Consider the following 22,666-nt stretch of genomic DNA (forward strand, 5'->3'; position numbering starts at 1 on the left):
CCGTGCCCCGCAGCCCGCTACCGCGCCGCCGCGCGCGCCACGCCGTCCCGCGCCGAGGCGTGACGCGGCACGGCGTGCTGCGGCGCGTGTGGACGGGCACGGCCCTGCTGAGCGGTGCCGTCGCGCTGGGGCTCGCCGCCACCGGCGGCTCGTACGCGCTCTGGAGCTCGTCCGCTCCTGGCCGCACGACCGGGACCGTCACCACGGGCACGGCCGCCCTCGCCGTCACGCAGCCGACCGGGCTCACGTCGACGGGCCTCCTGCCAGGGACGTCCGCCGTCGGCTCGTTCTCGCTCGCGAACCGCGGGGCCGTCCCGTTGGCGGCGACGGTGACGACGGCCGGGGCTCGGGCGATGTACGACGGTCCCGTGGCCGGGGCCTCGCTCGACGAGCTCCAGCTGCGGGTGGCGGCCCAGCCAGCCGGCGGGACCTGCGCCTCCGCGCTCTCCGGGGCCGCCGCCTCCCGCCTGGTGGGGTTCCGTGCGGCCGACGTGCTGCCGCGGCTCGAGCCCGGCGCCTCCGCGACGATCTGCGTCGAGGTGCTGCTCGACGCGGACGCCCCGCAGTCCGTGCAGGGCGCCGTCGACAACTGGTCGGTGCGCGTCGTCGGCACCCAGGTGGCGTCGTGACCGGGGGAGGGCCCGGGCGGCGGCTCCTCGGCCGCGGTGCCGTGCTCGTCGCCCTCGTCGTCGCGCTCGTCGGCACCGGGACGGGCACGGGCTGGGCGCTCTGGACCGCCTCCGTCGACGCCGCCTCGCAGACGACGTTCGCCAAGGTCGACCTCGAGCTCGAGTCGTCGAGCCCCCGCGCCGTCGACTACACGGCCTCGGGCCAGTCGGTCACGACCGCGATCACGATCTACAACGGCAGCACCGTACCGGCGGACTACCGGCTGTCCGTCGTCGTGGGGACGACGGGCGCCGTCTCGGCCGACCTGCCGTCTCGGGTCGACGTGCGCGCCTGGCTCGCGACCAGCGCCTCCTGCACGTCGGACGTCCCCCCGGATGCGCTGAGCGGCACGTGGGCCTCGGCGCCGGTCACGACGGGGACCGTCGCCGTCTCGAGCAGGGCGACCTGGTGCTATCGCTCGACCGTCTCCTCCTCGGCGCCCGACAAGGCCACGGTCAACCCGCGGTTCGAGGTCGTCGGCGGCTCGCACGGCTGGACCGACCGGGCCAGCATCCAGGACTTCTACCAGAACACGCGGTACGCGACCCCGGCCCCGGCCGCGCGTGCGCTCAGCTGTCGCACGACCGACACGGGAGGCGGCACGTCCTACGCGACCGTCTCGTGGGACGCCCCGCTCGACTCCGAGCAGTGGGGGCTGTTCGTCGCCGGCCGCAGGGTGGGCAACACCGTGTCGGGCCAGGCCCCGACCAAGGAGCACGTCGTGACCCGCGACCACGTGCCGGAGTCGGTGGTCCCCGACGGCCGCGTCGTCGTCGAGGTCCGCTCGGTCGCCGGAGCCGAGCCCGGCCCGGTTGCCTGGACGGGCGCCGTCGACGTCGCGCCGAACGCGCAGGGGCAGCGCCAGGTGTCGTGCCCGTGAGAACCGGTCGCGAGCGCACCGGTCGCGAGAGCGCCGACCGCGAGAACACCGGCCTCCGGGGCCTCGCCCGTGCGCTGCTGCTGGGCCTCAGCATCGGGGCCCTGGGCCTCGTCGTCGCGCTGGCGGCCCTGCTCGTCGTCGTGCCGAAGGCGACGGGCTCGACCCCGCTCACCGTCCTCACGAGCTCGATGGAGCCGACGTTCCCGCCGGGCACGCTGGTCGTCGTGCGCCCCGTCGACACCGACCTCGTGGAGCCGGGCGACGTCCTGACGTACCAGCTCGAGTCCGGCGAGGCGGCGGTCGTGACCCACCGGGTGGTCGAGGTCGTGTCGACGTCCGACGGCATGCGCTCGTTCGTCATGAGGGGCGACGCCAACGGCAGCGTCGACGCTGACCCGGTCATGCCCGTGCAGGTGAAGGGGGCCGTCTGGTACAGCCTCCCGCTCGTCGGCTGGGTCGCGCAGGCCGTGGGCGGCGAGGGGCGCGGCTGGGTCGCCACGGCCGTCGGCGTCGTCCTCTGCCTGTACTCGGTCGTCGCGCTCGGCACGGGGGTGCGGCGCAGGAGGCGCGCCGGGGCAGCCGAGACCGGTCACGGTCGCCGGGCGGCCGGAGCACGCTGACCCCTCAACTGGGTGGATGCGATTGCATCGAACCGTCTTGTCGGCCATCAGGGGGACCAGTACAGTCGGACCTGTCGACGCGGCCTGCCCGCCCGGGGTGCGATCCGCCCCGAGAGCCCGGCGCCCTCGACACGCTCGTCACGACGACGAGCACCGTCCTGCCGTCACCCCGGTCGATCGCCGTGGGTGCCGTCCCAGGTCGCTGCTGCAGCGCGCCCGGACCCGGCCCGAACCGGTCCGGTCGCCGGCAGCGGCCCCCTGCGAGGACCAGGCACGCGCGCCTCGCGCGCATCGCGCGCACGAGACCCGCACAGCACGGAGCCCCGCCCGTCCCGCGCCGTGGCGCGGTCCGAGCGGGGCTCGTGGTCGTCCCTCAGGGGCGGCCGGTGCTGCTGCTCCTGCTACTTCGTGAAGCCGACGATCGTCCAGTCGAGGTCCGACGCGCCGGCGCGGGCGCCGTAGTTCGCGAGCTTCGGGCTCTGCGCCGAGATGAGCGGCTGCTGGATGATCGGCATCGAGTGCCCGATCTCCCAGATCGCCTCGTCGGCCTGGTTGTACAGGTCGGCCGCGGCGTCGGGGTCGCCCTCGGCGACCGCCTCGTCCAGCAGCGAGCTGATCTCGTCGCTCGAGACGCGGCCGTAGTTCTGGCCCTGCTCGTCCTGGTTGTAGATGCTGACGCCCGAGGCCTGGTAGCCGGTGCCGGCCCAGACGAAGATCGTCATGTCGTAGTTGCCGGGCGTGACGTTGTCCTCGAAGAAGGCGTCCGTGCCGACCGCGTTGATGTCGAGCTTGATGCCGACGGCGGTGAGCTGGCTCTGGATCACCTCGGCGAGCTGCTGCGACACCGGCGCCGACGAGGGGATCGTGATCGAGATGGCGAGCTGCTCGCCGTCCTTCGCGCGCACGTCGCCGTCCATCTCCCAGCCCGCGTCGTCGAGGATCTTGCCGGCCTCCTCGACGTCGTAGTTGCCGGTCTCGCCCGCGTTGTCCTGGTAGGCCCCGTCGGTGCTGAGGTAGAGGTGGTTGTTCAGCGTCGAGACTTCGTAGGGCAGCGTGCCCGTGATGACCTTGCCGAGCGCGTCACGGTCGACCGCGTGCTGGATCGCCTGGCGCACCGACTCGTCGGCCAGCAGGCCCTTCGTGCTGAAGTCGACGTGGGTGTAGCGAGCCGAGGGCGCGGCGCGGAGCTCGCTGCCGTCCGCGTCCTTCACCCGGTCGTACCGGTCGGACGAGTTCGCGTAGACCTGGTCGATCTCGCCGTTGAGGTACGCGTCGATGTCGGCGTCGCCGTCGAGGGCGCGGAAGATCACCGTGTCGAGCTTGGGGGCGTCGCCCCACCAGTTCTCGTCGGGCACCATCGTGACGGTCTGGGCCGTCTGGTCGATCGCGTCGATCTTGTACGGGCCGGCCGAGATCGGCACGGCGTCGACGTAGGCGGTGTTGAACGCGGTCGGGTCGTTGTAGATCTTCGCCGGGTACAGCGGGGCGAACATCGACTTCCAGTCGGAGAACGGCTCGGAGTAGGTGACGACTACCTGCTTGTCGCTCGTGCCGGGCTCGACGCTGGCCATGCGGTCGGGGCCGAGGGTGCTGCCGACCAGGTACTCGGCGTTCGTGCCCTTGAGAGCCGTCCACCAGGCCTGGAAGTCGGCCACCGTGATCGGGGTGCCGTCGTTCCACTGCGCGTCGGGGTTGATGTCGTAGGTGACGACCAGGGGGTCGTCGCTCGTGGCCTCGGCGCTCGTGACGAGGTCCTCGTCGATCTGCGGCACGCCCTCCTCGTCGATGCGGAAGGGCTGCGGCAGGATCGCGCTCTCGATCAGGGCGGCGTCGACGAGCGCGCCGTCGAGCTGGCCGTAGTTCCACTGCGAGGGCAGCTGCGAGAGCGGCAGGGTCAGCGTGCCGCCCTGCTCGACGTCGGCGGCCGCGGTCGCGTTGATGTCGCCGGTGGGGGACAGCTCGCCGTTCTTGGGAGCGCCGTCGCCGTCCTGGCCGCCTCCGCCGCTGCACGCCGTAACGACGAGAGCGAGTGCGGCGAGGCCCGCGACGACGCCGGCCTTCTTCGTGTTCTTCATGGCACTCCGAACTAGATGGTGTGAAAAAAGCCGGTCACCCCAGTGGTCCGAGGTGCTGTCCCGCTCGGTGATCTCGAGCCGGGTCCCCCCTCGTCCGGGACCGACGAGTGCCACGCTACGGATCCGTGCACTCGATGCGAACTTTTCTGCGACTTCGTTACACGCCTGAAACGTCGGGGTACTGGTGGCCTGCGGGGTACGTCTATGTTGTTCTTCCATGGCCCGCTATCTCGCGCGGCGGCTGGTGTACTACGTCGCTCTCGTCTTCATCGCCACGTCCCTGACGTACTTCCTGGCGTCGGCGACGTTCACCCCCCGGTCCGCCTACGCCGAGCGCAACCCGCGGCCCACCGAGCAGGTGATCGACGCGAAGCTCGACTCGATCGGCGTCAACGACAAGGTCCCGGTGGTCGAGCGGTACGCCTCCTGGCTGGGCGGCGCCGTGACCGGAGACCTGGGCCAGACCATCCAGGACAAGCCGGTGAACACGGAGTTCTGGCCGCGTCTCGGGGTCAGCCTCCGCCTCCTGCTCGCCGGTTCCGTCATCGGCATCGTGCTCGCCATCGCCGTCGGCACGTGGAACGCGATCCGCCAGTACAAGCTGTCCGACCGCGTCTCGGCGATCCTCTCCTTCGTGCTGATCTCGACGCCGGTCTTCCTCTCCGCGGTGCTGCTCAAGATCGGGGCGACGCAGCTCAACAGCGTGCTCGGGTTCCAGCTGATCAGCTTCACCGGCGAGGCGACGCCGGGGCTCGGGGGCGGGTTCGCGACCGTCCTCGGCGACCGTGCGGTGCACCTCCTGCTGCCCACCATCTCGATCGCCGCCGGGCTGATCGCGATCTACAGCCGGTACCAGCGCTCGACGATGCTCGACGTGCTGCAGGCGGACTTCATCCGCACCGCCAGGGCGAAGGGCCTCAGGAGGCGCCCCGCCATCGTCAAGCACGGTCTGCGGACCGCGCTGATCCCGATGACGACGCTCTTCGCCTTCGCCTTCCTCGGCGTGCTGACCGGTGCCACCTTCACCGAGAAGATCTTCGGCTGGAACGGCCTCGGCGCGTGGTTCATCGACGCCGTGCAGGGCAACGACGTCAACGTCGTCGTCGCCTACACGCTCTACAGCGCCGTCGTCGTGCTCTTCGCCGGCTTCGCCAGCGACGTGCTGAACGCCGTCCTCGACCCGCGCGTGCGCAGCCAGAAGTAAGGGGAGCCACCATGACCAGGTTCAGTCCCGAGCTGCTCGACGGCGGCGCCGACGACGTGCTGCCCGCCACCCGCGAGGAGGCGGCGACGAGCTCGCCGAACCGCTTCGTGCTGACGATGCGCCGGCTCTTCTCCAACCGAGGCGCCTCCGTCGGCCTCGTCGCCGTGCTGCTGCTCTTCGCCTTCGCGTTCCTCGGGCCGCTCGTGTCGCCGTGGGCCTACGACTACATCGACTACACGGCGCTCTCGTCGCCCCCGACGGCCGCGCACTGGTTCGGCACCAACAACATCGGGCAGGACGTGTTCGCCCAGACCGCCCGCGGCATGCAGAAGTCCTTGCTGATCGGCCTGCTCGTCGCCCTGTTCTCGACCGCCATCGCCGGGTTCCTCGGCGCGATGGCCGGCTACTTCGGCGGCTGGGTCGACCGCGTCGTGATGATCTTCGTCGACCTGCTGCTCGTCCTGCCGTCGTTCCTGATCATCGCGATCCTGTCGCCGCGCCTGAAGCAGTTCGGCTGGCTGATCCTAGTCGCGCTGCTCGCCCTCTTCGGCTGGATGATCACGGCGCGCGTGGTGCGGTCGCTCACCCTCAGCATCAAGGAGCGGGAGTTCATCCGCGCCGCGCGCTACATGGGCATCGGCCACTTCACGATCATCACGCGGCACATCCTCCCGAACGTCGCGTCGTTCCTCGTCATCGACGCCACGATCGCGATCGGGGCCGCCGTGCTCACCGAGTCGGGGCTGTCGTACTTCGGCTTCGGCGTGCAGCCGCCCGACGTCTCGCTCGGCACGCTGATCGCCCAGAACCAGAACGTGGCGACGACCAAGCCGTGGCTGTTCTTCTTCGCCGCCGGCGCGCTGATCGTGTTCGCCCTCGCGAGCAACCTGCTCGGCGACGGCCTCCGCGACGCGCTCGACCCCACCTCGACGGCCGGCCGCACCGGTCGCCGTCGCCGCCTGCGCGCGGGCGGTCGGGGACGAGGAGGCGCCGCCCCCGTCGGCCGCGCCGCCGCGCTGTCCGAGGACGCGCCCGCCGCACCCGGCGGGACCGTCCCCACCGCCCGGACCCGACCTGCGGGGGAGACCCGATGACCCTCACCGATCCCGTCGTCCCGACCCGCGCCTCCTCGGGGCCGGTGCTCGAGGTGCGCGACCTGCACGTGACCTTCCCGACGCCGGACGGGCCCGTCAGGGCCGTCCGCGGCATCGACCTGACGCTGCACAGGGGCGAGGTGCTCGGCATCGTCGGCGAGTCCGGCTCGGGCAAGTCGGTGACGAGCACCGCGATCCTCGGCCTTCTGCCGTCGACCGCCCAGGTCACCGGGTCGATCCGGCTCGACGGCGAGGAGCTGCTCGGCAAGGGCGACAAGGCGATGTCGGCCATCCGCGGCGCCCGCATCGCGATGGTGTTCCAGGACCCGCTGTCGGCCTTCACGCCCGTCTACACGGTCGGGCAGCAGATCGCCGAGACGGTGCTGATCCACCGCGGGGGCAGCAAGGCCGAGGCCCGCGCCCGCGCCGTCGAGCTGCTCGGCCTCGTGGGCATCCCCGAGCCGGAGCGGCGGGTCGACTCCTTCCCGCACGAGTTCTCGGGCGGCATGCGCCAGCGCGCCATGATCGCCATGGCGATCGCCAACGACCCCGACGTGATCCTCGCCGACGAGCCGACCACGGCCCTCGACGTGACGATCCAGGCACAGGTCATCTCGGTGCTGCGCACGGCCCAGCGCGAGACCGGGGCAGCCCTCGTCTTCGTCAGCCACGACCTCGGCGTCATCGCCGGCTTCGCCGACCGCATCGCCGTCATGTACGCGGGGCGGGTCGTCGAGACGGCCACGGCGGAGGACCTCTTCGCCAACCCGCGCATGCCGTACACAGTCGGGCTGATCGGTGCGCTGCCGCGCCTCGACCAGCGGAGCGACCAGCCGCTCGTGCCGATCCCCGGCACGCCGCCGTCGCTGCTCTCGCTGGCGCCCGGCTGCCCCTTCGCCGCCCGCTGCCCGCTCGTGCGCGACGACTGCCGCGCGGTCGAGCCCGCGCTCGAGCAGGCGCCCTCTGTCGAGGCCGGGCACGCGGCGGCCTGCCTGCACTCGGACGAGCTGATCGGCGAGGGCACCGAGCCCGAGGAGGTCTACGACCTGCCAGAGGCGCCGCGGTCGGCCCTGTCGCGCGTCGCCCGCGAGGAGCGCGAGCGCGTGCTGCACGTCGAGGGGCTCGTGAAGACGTTCCCGATCACGAAGGGCGCCGTGTTCAAGCGCCGGGTCGGCACCGTCTGGGCCGTCGACGGCGTCGACCTCGACGTGCGGCGCGGCGAGACGCTCGGCCTCGTGGGGGAGTCGGGCTCCGGCAAGAGCACGACCCTGCACGAGATCATGGACCTGCAGCGGCCAGAGGCCGGCACCATCGAGCTGCTGGGGACCGACCTCTCGTCGGGCAAGCTCGACCGCTCGACCGTCGCGCGCCTCCGGAGCACCGTCTCGATGGTGTTCCAGGACCCGATGGCGAGCCTCGACCCCCGGCAGCCGGTGAGCGACATCGTCGCCGAGCCGCTGCGGGCGGCCGGGCGGTCGGCCGACGAGATCGGACGGCGCGTGCCCGAGCTGATGCGGCTGGTCGGCCTCGAGCCCGCCGCCGCGACCCGGTACCCGCACGAGTTCTCGGGCGGGCAGCGGCAGCGCATCTCGATCGCCAGGGCGCTCGCCGCCGACCCGTCGCTGGTCGTGCTCGACGAGCCGGTCTCGGCCCTCGACGTGTCGATCCAGGCCGGCGTGCTCAACCTGCTCGCCGAGCTCAAGGCGACGCTCGACCTGTCGTACCTCTTCGTGTCGCACGACCTCGCGGTGATCCGTCACGTGGCGGACCGCATCACCGTGATGTACCTCGGGCGCACCGTCGAGACCGGGCCGGTCGACGACGTGTTCGAGCACCCGCTGCACCCGTACACGCGGGCGCTGCTGTCGGCCGTGCCCGTGCCCGACCCCGTAGTCGAGCGGGCGCGCGAGCACATCCTGCTGCCCGGCGACCCGCCGAGCCCGACGGTGCAGCAGACCGGCTGCCGGTTCCGCAGCCGCTGCCCGCTGTTCGCCCTGCTGCCCGACGACAAGAAGCGCGCGTGCGTCGAGGACGTCCCCGCGATGCTGCCGCACGGCCGCGAGGGGGAGGACCACACGGCCGCGTGCCACTGGGCCGAGGAGGAGGTGCCGGCGTAGGAGGTGCCGGCGCCGGTCTCAGCCTGCGGCGAGGCGGACGACCAGCACCACGACCGCGACGATCGCCAGGTTCAGCGCGACGGTCAGCCGGAACGACGACTGGAACGACCGCTTGCGCGTCTTGTGCCGCAGCCGCCGCTGGGCCACGATCGCGCCCGGCCAGCCGCCAGCCAGGCCGAGCGTCAGCAGCGTCCGCTCGGACACGCGGCGGGCTCCGCGCCGCGCGGCGCGCTTGTCGAGGGCGTAGGCGATCACGGTCACGCCGTTCAGCGCGACCAGTGCCGCGACGATCGCGACGACGGCCCACGCGGTCGTCGGGTCGGTCACGCTCGGCAGGTCAGTCACGGGCGATGGGCAGCAGCCGCGCCCCGGTGGCGCGCACCAGGTCGTCGGGAGCGATCTCGAGGTCGAGCCCGCGCCTCCCTGCGCTGACGAAGACGGTGGCGAAGGAGGCGGCGCTCGCGTCGACGACCGTCGCCAGCGTCGTGCGCTGCCCGACCGGGCTGATGCCGCCCACGACGTAGCCCGTCCGACGCTCGGCCACGGCGGGGTCGGCGAGCTTGGCCTTCTTCGCGCCGACGGCGGCGGCCAGGGCCTTGAGGTCGAGGCGACGGGCGACCGGCACGACGGCGACGACGAGGACGTCGTCGGCCGCGGCGACGAGCGTCTTGAAGACGCGGTCCTCGGACAGGCCGAGCTCGGCCGCCGCCTCCTCGCCGAAGTTCGTCGCGGTGTCGTGGTGCTCGTAGGCGTGCGCGGTGAACGGGATGCCCGCCGCGGTCAGGGCGACGGTGGCCGGGGTGCCCGCGCCCGATGCTGCGCGGCCGCCGCTCACGGCACCGCCCGGAAGATCACGACCGTCGGCGCCGACACGAGCACCTCGTCGCCCGGCTCGAGGGGGTGCAGCTCGGCGGAGTCGTCGCTCGACCAGAGCGGCTCCCAGCCCGCGACGCCCTCGGAGCGGGCGAGCCGGACGGCCGCCGCCGACTCGGCGCCGTGCACCAGCACGAGCACCGTGTTCTGTGCCTCGTTCTCGGGCGTCGAGCGAGCCACGTACTGGACGGTGCGGACGTGCGGGTCCTCCCACTCGTCCTGGCGCATCTCGGCACCGGTCGCGTCGGCCCAGGTGATGTCGTTGGCGCTCAGGGTGCAGGCGCCCTCGAGGCCGAAGCGGATCGGACGGAGCGCCGGGTTCTCCCGGCGGATCCGCGCGAGCGCCGCGACGTCGTCGTGCAGGCCCTGCTGCCAGGGCTGCGTCGCCCAGTCGACCCAGGTCAGCTCGCTGTCGGTGCAGTAGCCGTTGTTGTTGCCGCGCTGCGTGCGGCCGCGCTCGTCGCCGGCGGTGAGCATCGGCACGCCCGACGACACGAAGAGGGTGCCGAGCAGGTTGCGCATCGAGCGGCGTCGCGCGTCGCTGATCCACGGGTTGTCGCTGTGCCCCTCGACGCCGTGGTTGAACGAGCGGTTGTCGTCGGTGCCGTCGCGGTTCTGCTCGCCGTTGCTGAGGTTGTGCTTGGCGTCGTAGGAGACGAGGTCGAGCAGGGTGAAGCCGTCGTGGGCCGTGACGAAGTTCAGCCCGGCCAGCGGCCCGCGGTCGTGGGCGAAGACGTTGCTCGACCCGCTGAGCTTCGAGGCGAAGCTGCCGACGCCGGTCGGGGGAGTGCCCTGGGCCCTGGCGGTCGCCACGTCCGTCAGCCAGAAGTCCCTGGCCCGGTTGCGGAAGCGGTCGTTCCACTCGATCCAGCCATCGGGGAAGGCGCCGGTCTGCCAGCCGCCCGCGCCGACGTCCCACGGCTCGGCGACCATCTTGACGCCGGCCAGGGCCGGGTCGGAGACGATGTCGTGCAGCAGCGGGTGGTCGGGGTCGAAGACGTGGCCCGCGTTGCGGCCGAGCGTCGCGGCGAGGTCGAAGCGGAAGCCGTCGATCTGCATCTCGGTCGCCCAGTAGCGCAGCGAGTCCATCACGAGGCGGTGCGCGGCGGGGTGGCTCGTGTCGAGCGAGTTGCCGCAGCCGGTCACGTCGACGGGGCGGCCCTCGGCGTCGTGCCGGTAGTACGCGGCGGCGTCGAGGCCACGGAGGCTCGTCACGGGCCCGCCGTCCTCGCCCTCCTCGGCGGTGTGGTTGTAGACGACGTCGAGCCAGACCTCGATGCCCGCCTCGTGCAGCAGGCGCACCATCCCCTTGAACTCGCGGACGACGGCGGAGGCGCCCGCCAGCTGGGCGTCCCGGCTCGCGTACGCCGCGTGCGGCGCGAAGTACGACAGCGTGTTGTAGCCCCAGTAGTTCTCGATGCCCTGCGCGACGAGGCGCTGCTCGTCGACGTGCTGGTGCACCGGCAGCAGCTGGACGGCCGTGACCCCGAGCCCCTTCAGGTAGGCGATGGTCGTGTCGGCGGCGAGCCCCGCGTAGGTGCCGCGCAGCTCGTCGGGCACGAAGGGCGCGAGCCGCGTCAGGCCGCGGACGTGGGCCTCGTAGACGACCACCCGGTCGAGCGGGGTGCGCGGCTTCTCGACGCCGCCCCAGTCGAACGACTCGTCGATCACGGTGGCGCGGTGCTCGCCGTGGCCGGTGCGGCCGAGGCCGCGGGCCCACGGGTCGAGCAGGGCGGGGCGCTCGGCGCCGTCGGTGCGGAGCCAGTAGCGCCGTCCCGGCGTCAGCGCGCCGTCGGTCGCGCTCCACACGTCGTGCTCGTCGCGGACGAGGGGGACGACCCGGTCGTGGGGCGCGTCGTCGATCACGACCTCGAGGCGCTCGGCCGACGACGAGAACACGCGGAGCGTCGGCCCGTCCGGCCCCTGGCGCACTCCGAGGTCGGCGAGGGGGTCGATGTCGGGCACGGGACCTACAGTAGATGAGGGCCGACACGGGCCCGAGACCTGATCGGCCGACCCGGGCGACCGACACGACCGACCGACCGGCAGGAGGCGCCCCATGGCCGTCTACCTCGACCACGCCGCGACGACGCCGATGCACCCCGCGGCCATCGCTGCGTACGCCGCGGCCCTCGGCACGGTCGGCAATCCCTCCTCGATCCACTCCGCGGGCCAGGGCGCCAAGCGCGTGCTCGAGGAGGCGCGTGAACGCGTCGCCGCCTCCCTCGGCTGCGAGCCCATCGAGGTCGTCTTCACCTCGGGCGGCACCGAGTCCGTCAACCTCGGGGTCAAGGGCCTCTGGTGGGCGAGGCAGGCCGACCGGCCGCGCCCGCGCCTCCTCGTGCCCGCCGGCGAGCACCACGCCACCGTCGACGCCGTCGAGTGGCTCGAGCGGCACGACGGCGCCGTCGTGACCTGGCTGCCGCTCGACGAGCACGGCCGGCTGCGGGTCGACGCGCTCGCCGCGGCCCTCGACGAGCACGACGACGTCGCGCTGGTCAGCCTGCTCTGGGCCAACAACGAGGTCGGCACGCTGCAGCCGGTCGACGAGGTCGTGGCGCTCGCCGCCGCCCACGGGGTGCCGGTGCACTGCGACGCGGTGGCCGCGTACGGGCAGGTGCCGATCGACTTCCGGGCGAGCGGCCTCGCCGCCCTGAGCGTCTCCGCCCACAAGATCGGCGGGCCGATCGGCATCGGCGCCCTCGCGCTCGCCCGCACGGCGACCGTCGAGCCCCTCATCCACGGCGGCGGTCAGCAGCGCCAGGTGCGCTCGGGCACCCAGGACGGCCCGGCCGCGGTCGCCTTCGCCGTCGCCGCCGAGCAGCCGCACCACCCGTACGAGCCGCTGCGCGACCGGCTCGTCGAGGGAGTGCTCGCCGCCGTCCCCACCGCCGTGCTCCGCGGCGATCCGGTCGACCGCCTCCCCGGCAACGCGCACTTCACGTTCCCCGGCTGCGAGGGCGACTCGCTGCTGTTCCTCCTCGACGCGGCGGGCGTCGCCGTCTCGACGGGGTCCGCCTGCCAGGCGGGCATCCCGGAGCCGTCGCACGTGCTGCTCGCGATGGGACTCACCGACGAGGAGGCGCGGGGCGCGCTCCGCATGACGGTCGGGCACACGAGCGCGGACGCCGACGTCGACGCGCTCCTCGCCGCACTGCCGGCCGCGGTCGCCCGCGCGACCCGCGCCGGCTACGCCGCGCACGCCCCCGCCTCCTTCGCTCGCTAGCGCCGCTCGCGCCCGCCCCCGCGTCCCCGCGACTCGCGTGCGCCCGGTCGCTCGCACTACCTGCGTCCGCCGCCCGCTCGCCCGGTGACTTGCCACTTCGCGGGCTCATCGACGCACCAGAACCCCCACGAAGTGGCAAGCAGCCCCCCGACGCGCCGTCGAACCGCGCGACCCCACAAGTGGGTTGCCACTTCGCGGGGCCATTCTCGTCGTGGAGCCCCGCCAAGTGGCAAGGCCTCCCCCCGTAGCCACGCCCGATGGTTCCTACACAGGCGGAGGTCGCGAGCATTCGTCCCGGGCGCGTCGTCGGCGACTCGTTCTAGTTGGCGGTGCCCGCCAACATCGGGTGATGCGTCTGCCGAGCCCGCTCCCCGTTCCGTTCGACGAGCGCCCGTTCTCGGTCAGTGAGGCACTGCGGGCGGGAATCACGCCCGACCGTCTGCGGGCGTCCGATCTCGTCATCCCTCATCGAGGTACCCGCGCGCTGAGTGAACCAGACGGGTTGCGAGCGCGGGCCGAGGCCCTCGCGCCCCTGCTCGCCCCGGACGAGTTCTTCAGCCACACGACCGCGCTGGCGCTCTGGGGTCTCCCGCTTCCCGCCCGATGGGAGGACGGTCCCCTCCACGTCGCGGGCACGACGTCGCGGCAGCGCCGCCGTCGGGGAGTGATCGGCCACCGCCTCCTGCCGGGAACGCCTCGTTGGACGGCCGGCTCCCTCATGGTGGCGTCGCCCGTCGAGGCGTGGATCGAGTCGGCCGCGATGCTGGGCCTCGACGAGATCGTCCAGCTCGGAGACTCGCTCGCGGGTTCCTGGTCCACCGACCCGAGGGCACGTGGCATCGCCCTCGACGTTCTGGTGGACGCCTCGATAGCGGCTCGTCGGCGGCCAGGCCAGACCCGAGTGAGCCAGGCCTCGATGCTCGTCCGTGAACGCGTCGACTCCCCGCAGGAGACCCGGCTCCGCCTGCTCATCGTCCGTGCCGGCCTCCGGGAGCCGGAGGTGAACGTCAAGCGGAGGACGGCTGACGGCCTGTACCTCGGCAAGCCAGATCTCAGTTGGATGGTCGAGAAGGCAGCGGTCGACTTCGAGGGAGATGGTCATCGTACCGACAGGACGCAGTGGCAGCGGGACATCGATCGCAGGGAGAGGTTCGTGGACGACGGGTGGTCGTACCACCGGGTCACCGATCGTCATCTGCAGCACCCCCTGTCCGGTCAGCTGCTCGCGCGTCTCCGACGCTCTCTCGAACGCTGACGACGGCATTCGCTCGCCTGCGAGAACGGACGGGACGAGAGAACCCGGCGACGAGGGCGCGGGGCAGACTGGGGGGATGCAGATGTACTCGGCGTCGAAGAGGGTCCGTGCTCGACAGGTCGCCGGGGACGTCGTCGCCGTGGGTCTCGTGGTCGTGTTCGTCGCCCTCGGGCTGGCCGTCGCCTCCTTCGTCGGCGGCCTCGCCGAGCTGGGGCGTCAGATCGAGGAGGCGGGCGCCGGCTTCCAGGGGACGATGGACGACGCGTCGCGCGTCCTGGGCGGCATCCCGCTGCTGGGCGGTGCCGCGTCGGCCCCGTTCGACGGCGCAGCCGGAGCCGGGCAGACGCTCGTCGACGCAGGCCGCCAGCAGCAGGACGACGTGGGGCGCGCCGCGCTCGTGGCCGGGCTGCTCGTCGGCGGTCTGCCGAGCATCGTGGTGCTGTGGGCCTGGCTGCGCGGGCGTCTCGCGTTCGTGCGCCGCGCCTCCTCGGTGCGGGGGCTGCTCGCGCTCCCAGGGGGAGACGACCTGCTCGCGCTGCGTGCCCTGACCGGACGCGACGCGAGGGCGGCGCTCGCCGTGGCGGCCGACCCCGTGGCCTCGTGGCGGGCCGGCGACCAGGAGGTGGTGCGTCGTCTCGCCGACGTCGCCCTCCGCGAGGCGGGAGTCGCACGGGCGCGGGCCGGTAAGCTCGGGGACCATGATCGCACTGGACTTCTCTGAGCAGATTGCCGCCCTCCGGGCCACGTTCGAAGATATCCGTGCAGTGATCGGGCAAGACCGTCTCGTGGCCGAGATCGCCCAGCTCAGCGAGCAGGCGTCGGCGCCCGACCTGTGGGACGACACGGAGAACGCGCAGAAGATCACGAGCGCCCTCAGCCACCGCCAGGCCGAGCTCGAGAAGCTCGAGACGACCGAGCAGCGCCTCGACGACCTCGGCGTGCTCGTCGAGATGGCCAACGACGGCGACGACCAGGAGTCCGCCGACGAGGCGCAGGTCGAGCTCAAGGCCCTGCAGAAGATGATGGACACGCTCGAGGTGCAGACGCTCCTCGACGGCGAGTACGACCCGCGCCCTGCGGTCATCACGATCCGTGCGGGCGCCGGCGGCGTCGACGCGGCCGACTTCGCCGAGATGCTGCTGCGCATGTACCTGCGCTACGCCGAGAAGCACGGCATGGCGGCCACGGTGATGGACACGAGCTACGCCGAAGAGGCGGGCATCAAGAGCGCCACCTTCGAGATCGACGCCCCCTACGCGTTCGGCACCCTCAGCGTCGAGGCCGGCACGCACCGCCTCGTGCGCATGAGCCCCTTCGGCGCCGCAGGCAAGCGCCAGACCAGCTTCGCCGCCGTCGAGGTCATCCCGCTGATGGAGGAGACGGAGGCGGTCGAGATCCCCGAGAACGACATCCGCGTCGACGTGTTCCGGTCCTCAGGCCCCGGTGGCCAGAGCGTCAACACGACCGACTCGGCCGTCCGCCTGACCCACATCCCCACAGGCACCGTCGTCTCGATGCAGAACGAGAAGAGCCAGATCCAGAACCGGGCTGCGGCGATGCGCGTGCTGCAGTCGCGCCTCCTGCTGCTGCAGAAGGAGGCGGAGAACGCGAAGAAGAAAGAGCTCGCCGGCAACATCACGGCCAGCTGGGGCGACCAGATCCGCAGCTACGTCCTCGCGCCGTACCAGATGGTGAAAGACCTCCGCAGCGAGCACGAAGTGAACAACCCCTCGAACGTGTTCGACGGCGACCTCGACGGCTTCATCTCGGCGGGCATCCGCTGGCGCAAGCGCGACGACGACTGAGCCCGGGCCGAGGCCCCGCTGTCAGCGGATCCATAGGCGCGTTCGCGGGGCGAGTCGCGACCGGGATCGGCCCGGCCCGCGCTTAGGGTGATCCCCGTCATGATCCGTTTTGATGAAGTCACCAAGGTGTATTCCGGCAACCCCCGGCCGGCACTGAACTCGGTCACCCTCGAGATCCTCAAGGGCGAGTTCGTGTTCCTCGTCGGCGCCTCCGGCTCCGGCAAGTCCAGCTTCCTGCGCCTCGTGCTCAAGGAGGAGAAGCCCTCCAAGGGCCAGATCCACGTGCTCGGGCAGAAGCTCGGCGTGCTCTCGAGCCGCAAGGTCCCGTACTTCCGCCGCAACCTCGGCGTGGTGTTCCAGGACTTCCGCCTGCTGCCGCAGAAGAGCGTCTTCGACAACGTCGCGTTCAGCCTGCAGGTGATCGGCAAGAGCAAGGGCTTCATCCAGGAGGCGGTGCCCGACGTCCTGAAGATGGTCGGCCTGGTGGGCAAGCAGCAGCGCCTGCCGCACGAGCTCTCCGGCGGTGAGCAGCAGCGTGTGGCCATCGCCCGCGCGATCGTCAACAAGCCGTCGATCCTGCTGGCCGACGAGCCGACGGGAAACCTCGACCCCTCGACCAGCGCCGGCATCATGACGCTGCTCGAGCGCATCAACGCCGGCGGCACCACCGTGATCATGGCCACGCACGACGCCGGCATCGTCGACCAGATGCAGCGCCGCGTGATCGAGCTGTCGGCGGGCAACATCCTCCGCGACGAGCGCCACGGCGGCTACCAGACCCAGGCGGTGCCCATCCAGGCCATCGGGGTAGAGGACCTCAGCCTGAGGGGAGCGGACGAATGAGACTCGGACTCGTCCTCAGCGAGGTCGGCAGCGGCCTGCGACGCAACGTCTCGATGGTCGTCGCGGTCGTGCTCGTCACGTTCATCTCGCTGACCTTCGTCGGCACCGCGGCCCTGCTGCAGCTGCAGATCAACCAGATGAAGGGCTACTGGTACGACAAGGCCCAGGTCGCCGTCTACCTCTGCACCGAGACCGACACGACCGGCAACTGCACGGGCGCGAAGGCCACACAAGACCAGATCGACGGCGTCGAGGCCCAGCTGAGCAGCCAGGTGCTCGCGCCGTTCGTCGACCGGTCGTACTTCGAGACCCAGGACGAGGCCTACGCCCGCTTCACGACGCAGTTCGCGGACAGCCCCGCGACCGAGTTCGTGCAGCCGTCGTACCTCAACGAGACCTTCTGGGTGAACCTGAAGGACCCGACGCAGTCGGACGTCCTCACCGAGAGCCTCTCGAGCCTCGCCGGCGTGCAGAGCGTCGTCGACCAACGGGGCTACCTCGACCCGATCTTCTCGGTGCTGAACGCGGCGAGCTACACGGCGATCGGCATCGCGGTGCTGATGCTCATCGCCGCGGTGCTGCTGATCGCCACCACCATCAGGCTGAGCGCCTTCAGCCGACGGCGAGAGCTCGGCATCATGCGGCTTGTGGGCGCGTCGAACAGGTTCATCCAGACGCCGTTCATCCTCGAGGGCGTGATCGCCGCGTTGGTGGGCTCGGTGCTGGCGGGCGGCGCGCTGATCGCGATCGTCAACTTCTTCGTCAAGGGCTACCTCGTGATGACCTTCGCCTCGACGCCGTTCATCGGTCTGCGCGAGACGGCGATCGTCGTGCCGGTGGTGGTCGTGATCGGCATCGCCCTGGCGGCCTTGTCGGCCAACGTCGCCATCCGGCGCTACCTCAAGGTCTAGCGCTCGGACTCAACCCGGCGCGAAGGAGGCGCGGTGCAGGTCAGCCTGCACCGCGCCTCCTTCGTCGCCTGGCTGTGTAGACTGACGGGCTGCCTGATCGCGGGCAGACCACCACACGAACGACCGGAGGCTCAGCGTGGCGAAAGAACGCGGCGAGAAGGTCGTGGCCACCAACCGTCGGGCGCGCCACGACTACCTGATCGAGGACACCTACGAGGCGGGCATCGTGCTGAGCGGCACCGAGGTCAAGTCGCTGCGCCAGGGGAGGGCGTCGCTCGTCGACGGCTACGCGTTCGTCGACGCCGGCGAGGCCTGGCTCGACGCGGTGCACATCCCCGAGTACACCGAGGGCACCTGGAACAACCACGCACCGAGGCGCAAGCGCAAGCTGCTGCTGCACAAGCAGCAGATCGTCAAGATCGGCCAGAAGACGAAGGAGGGCGGGTTCACCGTCATCCCGCTCAAGATCTACTTCAGCGACGGTCGTGCCAAGGTCGAGATCGCGGTCGCCAAGGGCAAGCGCGAGTACGACAAGAGGCAGACCTTGCGTGAGCGCACGGCGAACCGCGAGGCGCAGTCGGCGATGTCGGCCCGGAAGCACCTCGGCGAGTAGCTCCGCCGCGGCAGGGCGAGTAGACTCGCCCACAGCGACAACGGTTCTTCGCAATTCAACAGAGTGTGACAACGGCCCCTCATGGGGATGATCGGTTTCGACATCGCCTGTGTGCGAACGAGAAGCGGGCCGAGGATCCAGGGTTATCTCGTAAACGATCTCTGGAAAACAATAAGTGCCAATAACAAGCGCACTGACTTCGCTCTCGCTGCGTAAGCAGTAGAGCCACATGGAGTCCGTCAGTCTGGTGACCGCCTTCTAACCAGAGCCTGACGTCATCTAGAGGGCTTGCTGCGTGACTACGTCTGAGGGTCACGCGGGACTTGCACTCGGGCTGGGCTCGTCGACCTAGAAGCCAGTAGCAAAGGTCGGGGCCGAGTAGAACGTCTCATCTGGCTACGCCCGTAGAATGCGTGCAATCTCAGCGATGGACGGGGGTTCAATTCCCCCCATCTCCACCATCCGGCCGTCGTCACACTCTGTTCCGTCGCCGCCACACGAAGGCCCCCTCCCGCACCGGGAGGGGGCCTTCGTCGTTCGTCGTCGTCGCCGCCCGGCCCGGTGCACACCACAGGGCAGCCCGCAGGAGGCGCGGTGCCCGAACACGAGGAAGGCCCCCGACCGTGTGGTCGGGGGCCTTCTCCGTGTGCGTGGTGCGGTGCTACTGGGTCGCGTTACTCCGAGTCGGAGGACGAGACCGTGGCGAGGCGCGCACGGCGACGAGCCGCGAACGCGAGACCGGCGCCGGCGAGGGTCAGGGCAGCGCCCAGGCCCAGCGCGAGGCCCTGGTTGTCGGAACCCGTGTAGGCGAGACCGCTCGGGGTCGCGACGGGCGTGGTGCCGTTCGCGACGGGGACGACGACGGCGGCCGCGGCCAGCGTGAACTGGACCTCGTTCGACGGGCCGGCAGCGATCGGCAGGCCGTCGGCGTCGAGGACCGGCTGGCCCGCGTCGTCGAGCAGCGCCGACACGGCGACGGCGGTGTAGTCGTTCGGCTCGAGGGCCAGCGTGACGGTCCAGATGCCGTCCTCGCCGACGATGATGCGGTCGGCGGGGTCAGCAGGCTCGGCGGCCTGGGTGGTGACCTCGTCGAGCGCAGCCGTCGGGACGACGAGCAGGCCGATGTCGGAGCCGGGGGTGCCGGTGCCCTCGAAGGTGACCTGGTCGCCCGTCAGCGCGGCGCCGGTGACAGGAGCCGTGATCACGGGGGTGTCGAGCACGATGGGCTCGACGGGAGCGACGACGGCCGGCAGGCTGAAGTTGCGCGTGACGGTGTTGTCGAAGCCGCTGCCGCCGACGAAGCCGCTGACGAAGACGGTCTGGGCGACGTCGTCGTCCTCGGTGTAGGTGACCTCGATGGAGAAGGTCGTGCCGTTGCCGAGGTTCTGACGGCCGAGCTCGACGCCGTCGGCGTCGTCAGCGTTCACGATGACGGTGGAGCCGGCAGGAGCGGTGCCCGTGAAGGTCACGGTGCGCGAGTCGGTCGTGGTGCCCTGCTCGGGCGCGTCGAGGACGAGCGTCTTGGCGGGCGCCGGTGCGACGACGGGCGCCGGGATCGAGAACGCACGGGTCACGGGGGTGATGCCGCTGCCGCCGAGGGTGCCGTTCACGGTGACCGACTGGGCCGCCGCCGACGTGTCGGCGTAGGTGTACGTGATCGAGTACGACGTGGCGTTGCCGAGGTTCTGGCGTCCGAGCTCGCCCGAGGCGTTGCTCACGACGACCGTCGAGCCCTCGGACGCGGTGCCCGAGAAGGTGACGGTGCGCGTGTCGAGCACCTGGCCCTCGGTCGGGGTCGCGACGGTGAGGAACTTCGAGATGGGGAGGCGGAAGTTCACCGTCTTGGCGTCCGAGAAGCCGCTGCCGCCGGCGATGCCGTCGACGAAGACGCTCTGTCGCGAGGACACGGTCTCCGCGTAGGCAGGCAGGTCGACGGTGAAGGCACCGGTGGTGCGGTCGGTCGTCGCCGAGCCGAGGAGGGTGGTGCGCGTCGTGTCGCTGAAGACGCGGATCGAGGAGCCGGCGATGGCCGAGCCCACGATGTCCACGTCACGGGAGGTCGTGGTCGACCCCTCCGCAGGACTCGTGACGACGAGGTTGCCGACTGCGGCGGAGGCGGCGGTGGAGGTGAGGAGGACCCCACCGAGGGCGAGCGAGAGCGCAGCCGGAACGGCTAGCGCGCGACGCCAAGAGAACTTGGTGATCACGTACCTGGTGCTTTCTGTAGGAGAACAAGCGACATTGCTCATCCCCCGAGCCCAGCGCACGGGAGATATGCGAAGGGACCTCAACAAAGCCCCTCACTCAGCAGCCTAAGCAACACCTGTGTGTTCGGTCGCCCTGAACGGGTGATGGAACGGGTGGTCTCGTTCGTGGCCCCAGGTGACGCGCTGGGCTATCCGCTCCCTATATCGGGCCCCAGGCAAGCGAAGCTCAGGGAGACGATCGAGGCATCGTCATTGTTATAGTCGACAAGACGCTGGGCGAGAGCCGCGCCGGAGTCGTAGGGGGAACCGGCCGCATGAGCGACATCTTCACGCTGACGTCGGACGACGGTGACGGGCCCTCACCCGAGGAGGCGCCCCGCAAGAAGCGTCGCCTGTCGCGAGGCGCGAAGGTGCTGATCGTCATCGCATCGATCGTCGTCGGGATCGTGCTGATTGCCGTCGTCGGTGCCGGCGTCTACGCATCCCGGCTGGCGAACACGTTCGATGACAACGCCACCAAGATCGAGCAGGCGTTCCCTGAAGAGTCGACGCGTCCCGCTCCGGTCGAGACCGGCGCGATGAACATCCTCCTCATGGGCTCGGACTCTCGCGCCGACGAGACCACGATCGACGACGCGTCTGCCTCCGATCAGCGGACGGACTCGATGATGCTCGTGCACGTCGACGCGGACCGAGAGAACGTCTACGTCATGTCGATCATGCGTGACCTCTACGTGCCGATCCCCGGCAACGGCGACAACAAGATCAACGCCGCGTTCGCCTATGGCGGCTCGCCCCTGACGGTCCAGACGGTGGAGCAGCTGCTCGGCGTCCGCATCGACCACGTGGCCATCATCGACTTCGAGGGCTTCAAGGGCATGACGACGGCGCTCGGGGGAGTGGACGTGGAGTCGGCGCAGGCGTTCTCCGCTGGTCCGTACTCCTACGTCGAAGGGGTGAATCGTCTCGAGGGCGACGCTGCCCTGCGCTTCGTCCGAGAGCGCTACGCGTTCGCCGACGCCGACTTCACGCGGGTCAAGAACCAGCAGGCCTTTGTGAAGGGTCTCGCCAACACGATCTTGAGTCGAGCGACCTTGACCGACCCCGGCAAGGTCTCGGCGTTCGTCACGGCCATGTCGCCTTACCTGACCGTCGACAAGGGCTTCGACGTCGGCACGATCGGCAACCTCGCCTTCAGCCTCCGGAACATGGACTCGTCGACAATGCATTTCTTCACGATTCCGACCGCCGGCACGGGCAACGTCGGCGGCCAGTCGATCGTCAACGTCGACCAGGCCGGCCTCGATGCGGTGAAGCAAGGTCTTGCGACCGACACCCTCGACTCCGTCGTGCCCGATGCCCCGTGAGGGCTGCTGTTAGTGGTGACGGCCTGAGGCCCGGTCCGCATCGGCTTGCCCAAGACGCACGAGAGTCTGGTCGTGTTCTCATCACCGGTGCGTCAAGCGGGTTGGTTCCCCCTCTCGCGCGGCGTCTGCGTGCCGCGGGAATGGACGTCGTCGTCTCGTCACGTACTCTGGGCCTGCGTGCCGATCTCTCGGACCTGCGTCAGATCGATCGTCTCCTGCAGGACGTCAGACCTACCGCGGTGGTACATATCGGAGCGCTGGTGGGTCGCGCCTGCGAAGACGATCCACGCGCCGCGGAGGTCATCAATGTCGAGGCCACCGGCAGGATCGCGCACCTCGCTCGAGAACTCGGCGTAGAGCGTCTGGTGCTCGCCTCGACGGCTGCCGTGTATCCGGAGTCCACGGACCCGCACTCTGAAGACGAGACGGTGGGTGTGCCGGCTACGGTTTATGGCCGCACCAAGCTAGCTGCCGAGCAGGTGGTCCGCGAATTCCTCGACGGTTCGTCTGTCGAGCACGTCACCGCGAGGTTGTTCAACGTCTGGGGTTCCGCCTACCCGGGCGCACTCCCCGTTCGTTTGAGAGCGAGGGGAGACAAGGTGCAGTTGAGAGGTCTCGACGAGTTCGTGCGTGACTACGTCCACGTCGATGACGTCGCGGAGGTGCTCGGAGACCTCTTGCGGCCAGACGGTCCGAATCAAACGCCGACTTTGCTCAACGTCGCCACGGGCGTGCCTGTGTCGAATCGCGACCTCCTCCGGGGCCAGGACCTGATCGAGGGAGTCGACTATGAGATTCGAAGCCCTTTGGTGAGTCGTAGCGTGGCCGATGTCACGACCCTGAAGCGCTGGTGGGGGCGTGTTCCCGGGACGCTCCCGACGACTCAGCTGGAGGCGCCATAAGCTTC

20 protein-coding genes and 1 other RNA gene are annotated in these 22,666 nt (G+C 70.8%); 16 read left to right on the plus strand and 5 right to left on the minus strand.

Translation table 11 applies throughout. From position 1 onward, the window contains the following. Positions 1-2: 2 nt before the first annotated feature. The 3 genes from JOE35_RS07235 to JOE35_RS07245 are packed head-to-tail and all read left to right on the plus strand — an operon-like array spanning position 3 to position 2,169. Positions 3-629 (plus strand): hypothetical protein, encoded by a 627-nt coding sequence (locus tag JOE35_RS07235; RefSeq protein ID WP_209560521.1) that lies wholly within the window; start codon positions 3-5, stop codon positions 627-629. Then, positions 626-1,549, plus strand: a complete 924-nt coding sequence (locus tag JOE35_RS07240) for a hypothetical protein (protein WP_209560522.1) — start codon at positions 626-628, stop codon at positions 1,547-1,549. Before JOE35_RS07235 ends, JOE35_RS07240 begins: the two co-directional genes overlap by 4 nt. Continuing rightward, positions 1,546-2,169 carry a signal peptidase I gene (locus tag JOE35_RS07245; RefSeq protein WP_307802981.1) on the plus strand — a complete coding sequence of 208 codons (624 nt, stop codon included), beginning with the start codon at positions 1,546-1,548 and terminating at the stop codon, positions 2,167-2,169. The genes JOE35_RS07240 and JOE35_RS07245 overlap by 4 nt, the downstream gene beginning before the upstream one ends. A 401-nt stretch (positions 2,170-2,570) precedes the next feature. Here the strand turns inward: JOE35_RS07245 and JOE35_RS07250 are convergent, their stop codons facing one another. Beyond that, positions 2,571-4,244, minus strand: a complete 1,674-nt coding sequence (locus tag JOE35_RS07250) for an ABC transporter family substrate-binding protein (protein ID WP_209560524.1) — start codon at positions 4,242-4,244, stop codon at positions 2,571-2,573. A 217-nt stretch (positions 4,245-4,461) separates the two neighbouring features. Here JOE35_RS07250 and JOE35_RS07255 point away from each other — a divergent pair, with 217 nt between their 5' ends. From JOE35_RS07255 to JOE35_RS07265, 3 genes are read left to right on the plus strand one after another with little or no spacing between them, the layout of a single operon-like run. Next, positions 4,462-5,448, plus strand: coding sequence for an ABC transporter permease (locus JOE35_RS07255; protein WP_209560525.1), 987 nt, complete (start codon positions 4,462-4,464; stop codon positions 5,446-5,448). A gap of 11 nt (positions 5,449-5,459) precedes the next feature. Next, positions 5,460-6,542, plus strand: coding sequence for an ABC transporter permease (locus JOE35_RS07260; RefSeq protein WP_209560526.1), 1,083 nt, complete (start codon positions 5,460-5,462; stop codon positions 6,540-6,542). Next, positions 6,539-8,659, plus strand: a complete 2,121-nt coding sequence (locus JOE35_RS07265) for an ABC transporter ATP-binding protein (protein ID WP_209560527.1) — start codon at positions 6,539-6,541, stop codon at positions 8,657-8,659. The genes JOE35_RS07260 and JOE35_RS07265 overlap by 4 nt, the downstream gene beginning before the upstream one ends. Before the next feature lie 18 nt (positions 8,660-8,677). Here the strand turns inward: JOE35_RS07265 and JOE35_RS07270 are convergent, their stop codons facing one another. From JOE35_RS07270 to glgX, 3 genes are read right to left on the minus strand one after another with little or no spacing between them, the layout of a single operon-like run. Then, positions 8,678-9,004: a DUF1294 domain-containing protein gene (locus tag JOE35_RS07270; protein ID WP_209560528.1), complete on the minus strand. Its 327-nt coding sequence runs from the start codon at positions 9,002-9,004 to the stop codon at positions 8,678-8,680. Continuing rightward, complete coding sequence (gene ybaK / locus JOE35_RS07275) at positions 8,997-9,494, minus strand: Cys-tRNA(Pro) deacylase (protein WP_209560529.1); 498 nt, start codon at positions 9,492-9,494, stop codon at positions 8,997-8,999. Before ybaK ends, JOE35_RS07270 begins: the two co-directional genes overlap by 8 nt. After that, positions 9,491-11,593 carry a glycogen debranching protein GlgX gene (gene glgX, locus JOE35_RS07280; RefSeq protein ID WP_209560530.1) on the minus strand — a complete coding sequence of 701 codons (2,103 nt, stop codon included), beginning with the start codon at positions 11,591-11,593 and terminating at the stop codon, positions 9,491-9,493. Before glgX ends, ybaK begins: the two co-directional genes overlap by 4 nt. Between glgX and JOE35_RS07285 the strand changes: the two genes are divergently transcribed. The 8 genes from JOE35_RS07285 to ssrA all read left to right on the plus strand — a co-directional run bounded on the left by JOE35_RS07285 (position 11,592) and on the right by ssrA (position 18,646). Continuing rightward, positions 11,592-12,758 (plus strand): cysteine desulfurase family protein, encoded by a 1,167-nt coding sequence (locus tag JOE35_RS07285; protein WP_209560531.1) that lies wholly within the window; start codon positions 11,592-11,594, stop codon positions 12,756-12,758. The genes glgX and JOE35_RS07285 overlap by 2 nt on opposite strands. Before the next feature lie 349 nt (positions 12,759-13,107). Beyond that, complete coding sequence (locus JOE35_RS07290; RefSeq protein WP_209560532.1) at positions 13,108-14,013, plus strand: hypothetical protein; 906 nt, start codon at positions 13,108-13,110, stop codon at positions 14,011-14,013. A 76-nt stretch (positions 14,014-14,089) separates the two neighbouring features. After that, entirely contained in the window at positions 14,090-14,734 is a 645-nt protein-coding gene (locus JOE35_RS07295) for a hypothetical protein (RefSeq protein WP_209560533.1), read from the plus strand. Continuing rightward, the gene (gene prfB / locus JOE35_RS07300) at positions 14,712-15,818 is read left to right on the plus strand and encodes a peptide chain release factor 2 (RefSeq protein WP_123546412.1); all 1,107 of its coding nucleotides are present in this window, start codon (positions 14,712-14,714) and stop codon (positions 15,816-15,818) included. The genes JOE35_RS07295 and prfB overlap by 23 nt, the downstream gene beginning before the upstream one ends. A 99-nt stretch (positions 15,819-15,917) precedes the next feature. After that, positions 15,918-16,661: a cell division ATP-binding protein FtsE gene (gene ftsE, locus JOE35_RS07305; protein WP_123547268.1), complete on the plus strand. Its 744-nt coding sequence runs from the start codon at positions 15,918-15,920 to the stop codon at positions 16,659-16,661. Continuing rightward, complete coding sequence (gene ftsX / locus JOE35_RS07310) at positions 16,658-17,572, plus strand: permease-like cell division protein FtsX (RefSeq protein ID WP_209560534.1); 915 nt, start codon at positions 16,658-16,660, stop codon at positions 17,570-17,572. Before ftsE ends, ftsX begins: the two co-directional genes overlap by 4 nt. Positions 17,573-17,708: 136 nt before the next feature. Next, a complete protein-coding gene (gene smpB / locus JOE35_RS07315; RefSeq protein ID WP_209560535.1) occupies positions 17,709-18,185 on the plus strand; it encodes an SsrA-binding protein SmpB in 477 nt (158 codons plus the stop codon). Between the two features lie 83 nt (positions 18,186-18,268). Beyond that, positions 18,269-18,646: a transfer-messenger RNA gene (gene ssrA / locus JOE35_RS07320) on the plus strand. A gap of 213 nt (positions 18,647-18,859) precedes the next feature. Here the strand turns inward: ssrA and JOE35_RS07325 are convergent. Next, positions 18,860-20,392 carry a hypothetical protein gene (locus tag JOE35_RS07325; protein ID WP_209560536.1) on the minus strand — a complete coding sequence of 511 codons (1,533 nt, stop codon included), beginning with the start codon at positions 20,390-20,392 and terminating at the stop codon, positions 18,860-18,862. 314 nt (positions 20,393-20,706) lie between these two features. Here JOE35_RS07325 and JOE35_RS07330 point away from each other — a divergent pair, with 314 nt between their 5' ends. Both JOE35_RS07330 and JOE35_RS07335 read left to right on the plus strand, forming a co-directional pair. Continuing rightward, entirely contained in the window at positions 20,707-21,759 is a 1,053-nt protein-coding gene (locus tag JOE35_RS07330) for an LCP family protein (RefSeq protein ID WP_209560537.1), read from the plus strand. Continuing rightward, positions 21,756-22,661 carry an SDR family oxidoreductase gene (locus JOE35_RS07335; RefSeq protein ID WP_307802983.1) on the plus strand — a complete coding sequence of 302 codons (906 nt, stop codon included), beginning with the start codon at positions 21,756-21,758 and terminating at the stop codon, positions 22,659-22,661. The genes JOE35_RS07330 and JOE35_RS07335 overlap by 4 nt, the downstream gene beginning before the upstream one ends. Positions 22,662-22,666: the final 5 nt, after the last annotated feature.

This window comes from Frigoribacterium sp. PvP032, from assembly GCF_017833035.1.
In the GTDB taxonomy this organism is placed as follows: domain Bacteria; phylum Actinomycetota; class Actinomycetes; order Actinomycetales; family Microbacteriaceae; genus Frigoribacterium.

Coding starts and splice junctions, on each gene's coding strand:
- JOE35_RS07250 (WP_209560524.1), bottom strand. CDS start 4,244: ATGAAGAACACGAAGAAGGCCGGCGTCGTCGCGGGCCTCGCCGCACTC.
- JOE35_RS07255 (WP_209560525.1), top strand. CDS start 4,462: ATGGCCCGCTATCTCGCGCGGCGGCTGGTGTACTACGTCGCTCTCGTC.
- JOE35_RS07260 (WP_209560526.1), top strand. CDS start 5,460: ATGACCAGGTTCAGTCCCGAGCTGCTCGACGGCGGCGCCGACGACGTG.
- JOE35_RS07265 (WP_209560527.1), top strand. CDS start 6,539: ATGACCCTCACCGATCCCGTCGTCCCGACCCGCGCCTCCTCGGGGCCG.
- JOE35_RS07285 (WP_209560531.1), top strand. CDS start 11,592: ATGGCCGTCTACCTCGACCACGCCGCGACGACGCCGATGCACCCCGCG.
- glgX (WP_209560530.1), bottom strand. CDS start 11,593: ATGGGGCGCCTCCTGCCGGTCGGTCGGTCGTGTCGGTCGCCCGGGTCG.
- JOE35_RS07290 (WP_209560532.1), top strand. CDS start 13,108: ATGCGTCTGCCGAGCCCGCTCCCCGTTCCGTTCGACGAGCGCCCGTTC.
- JOE35_RS07295 (WP_209560533.1), top strand. CDS start 14,090: ATGCAGATGTACTCGGCGTCGAAGAGGGTCCGTGCTCGACAGGTCGCC.
- prfB (WP_123546412.1), top strand. CDS start 14,712: ATGATCGCACTGGACTTCTCTGAGCAGATTGCCGCCCTCCGGGCCACG.
- ftsE (WP_123547268.1), top strand. CDS start 15,918: ATGATCCGTTTTGATGAAGTCACCAAGGTGTATTCCGGCAACCCCCGG.
- ftsX (WP_209560534.1), top strand. CDS start 16,658: ATGAGACTCGGACTCGTCCTCAGCGAGGTCGGCAGCGGCCTGCGACGC.
- JOE35_RS07330 (WP_209560537.1), top strand. CDS start 20,707: ATGAGCGACATCTTCACGCTGACGTCGGACGACGGTGACGGGCCCTCA.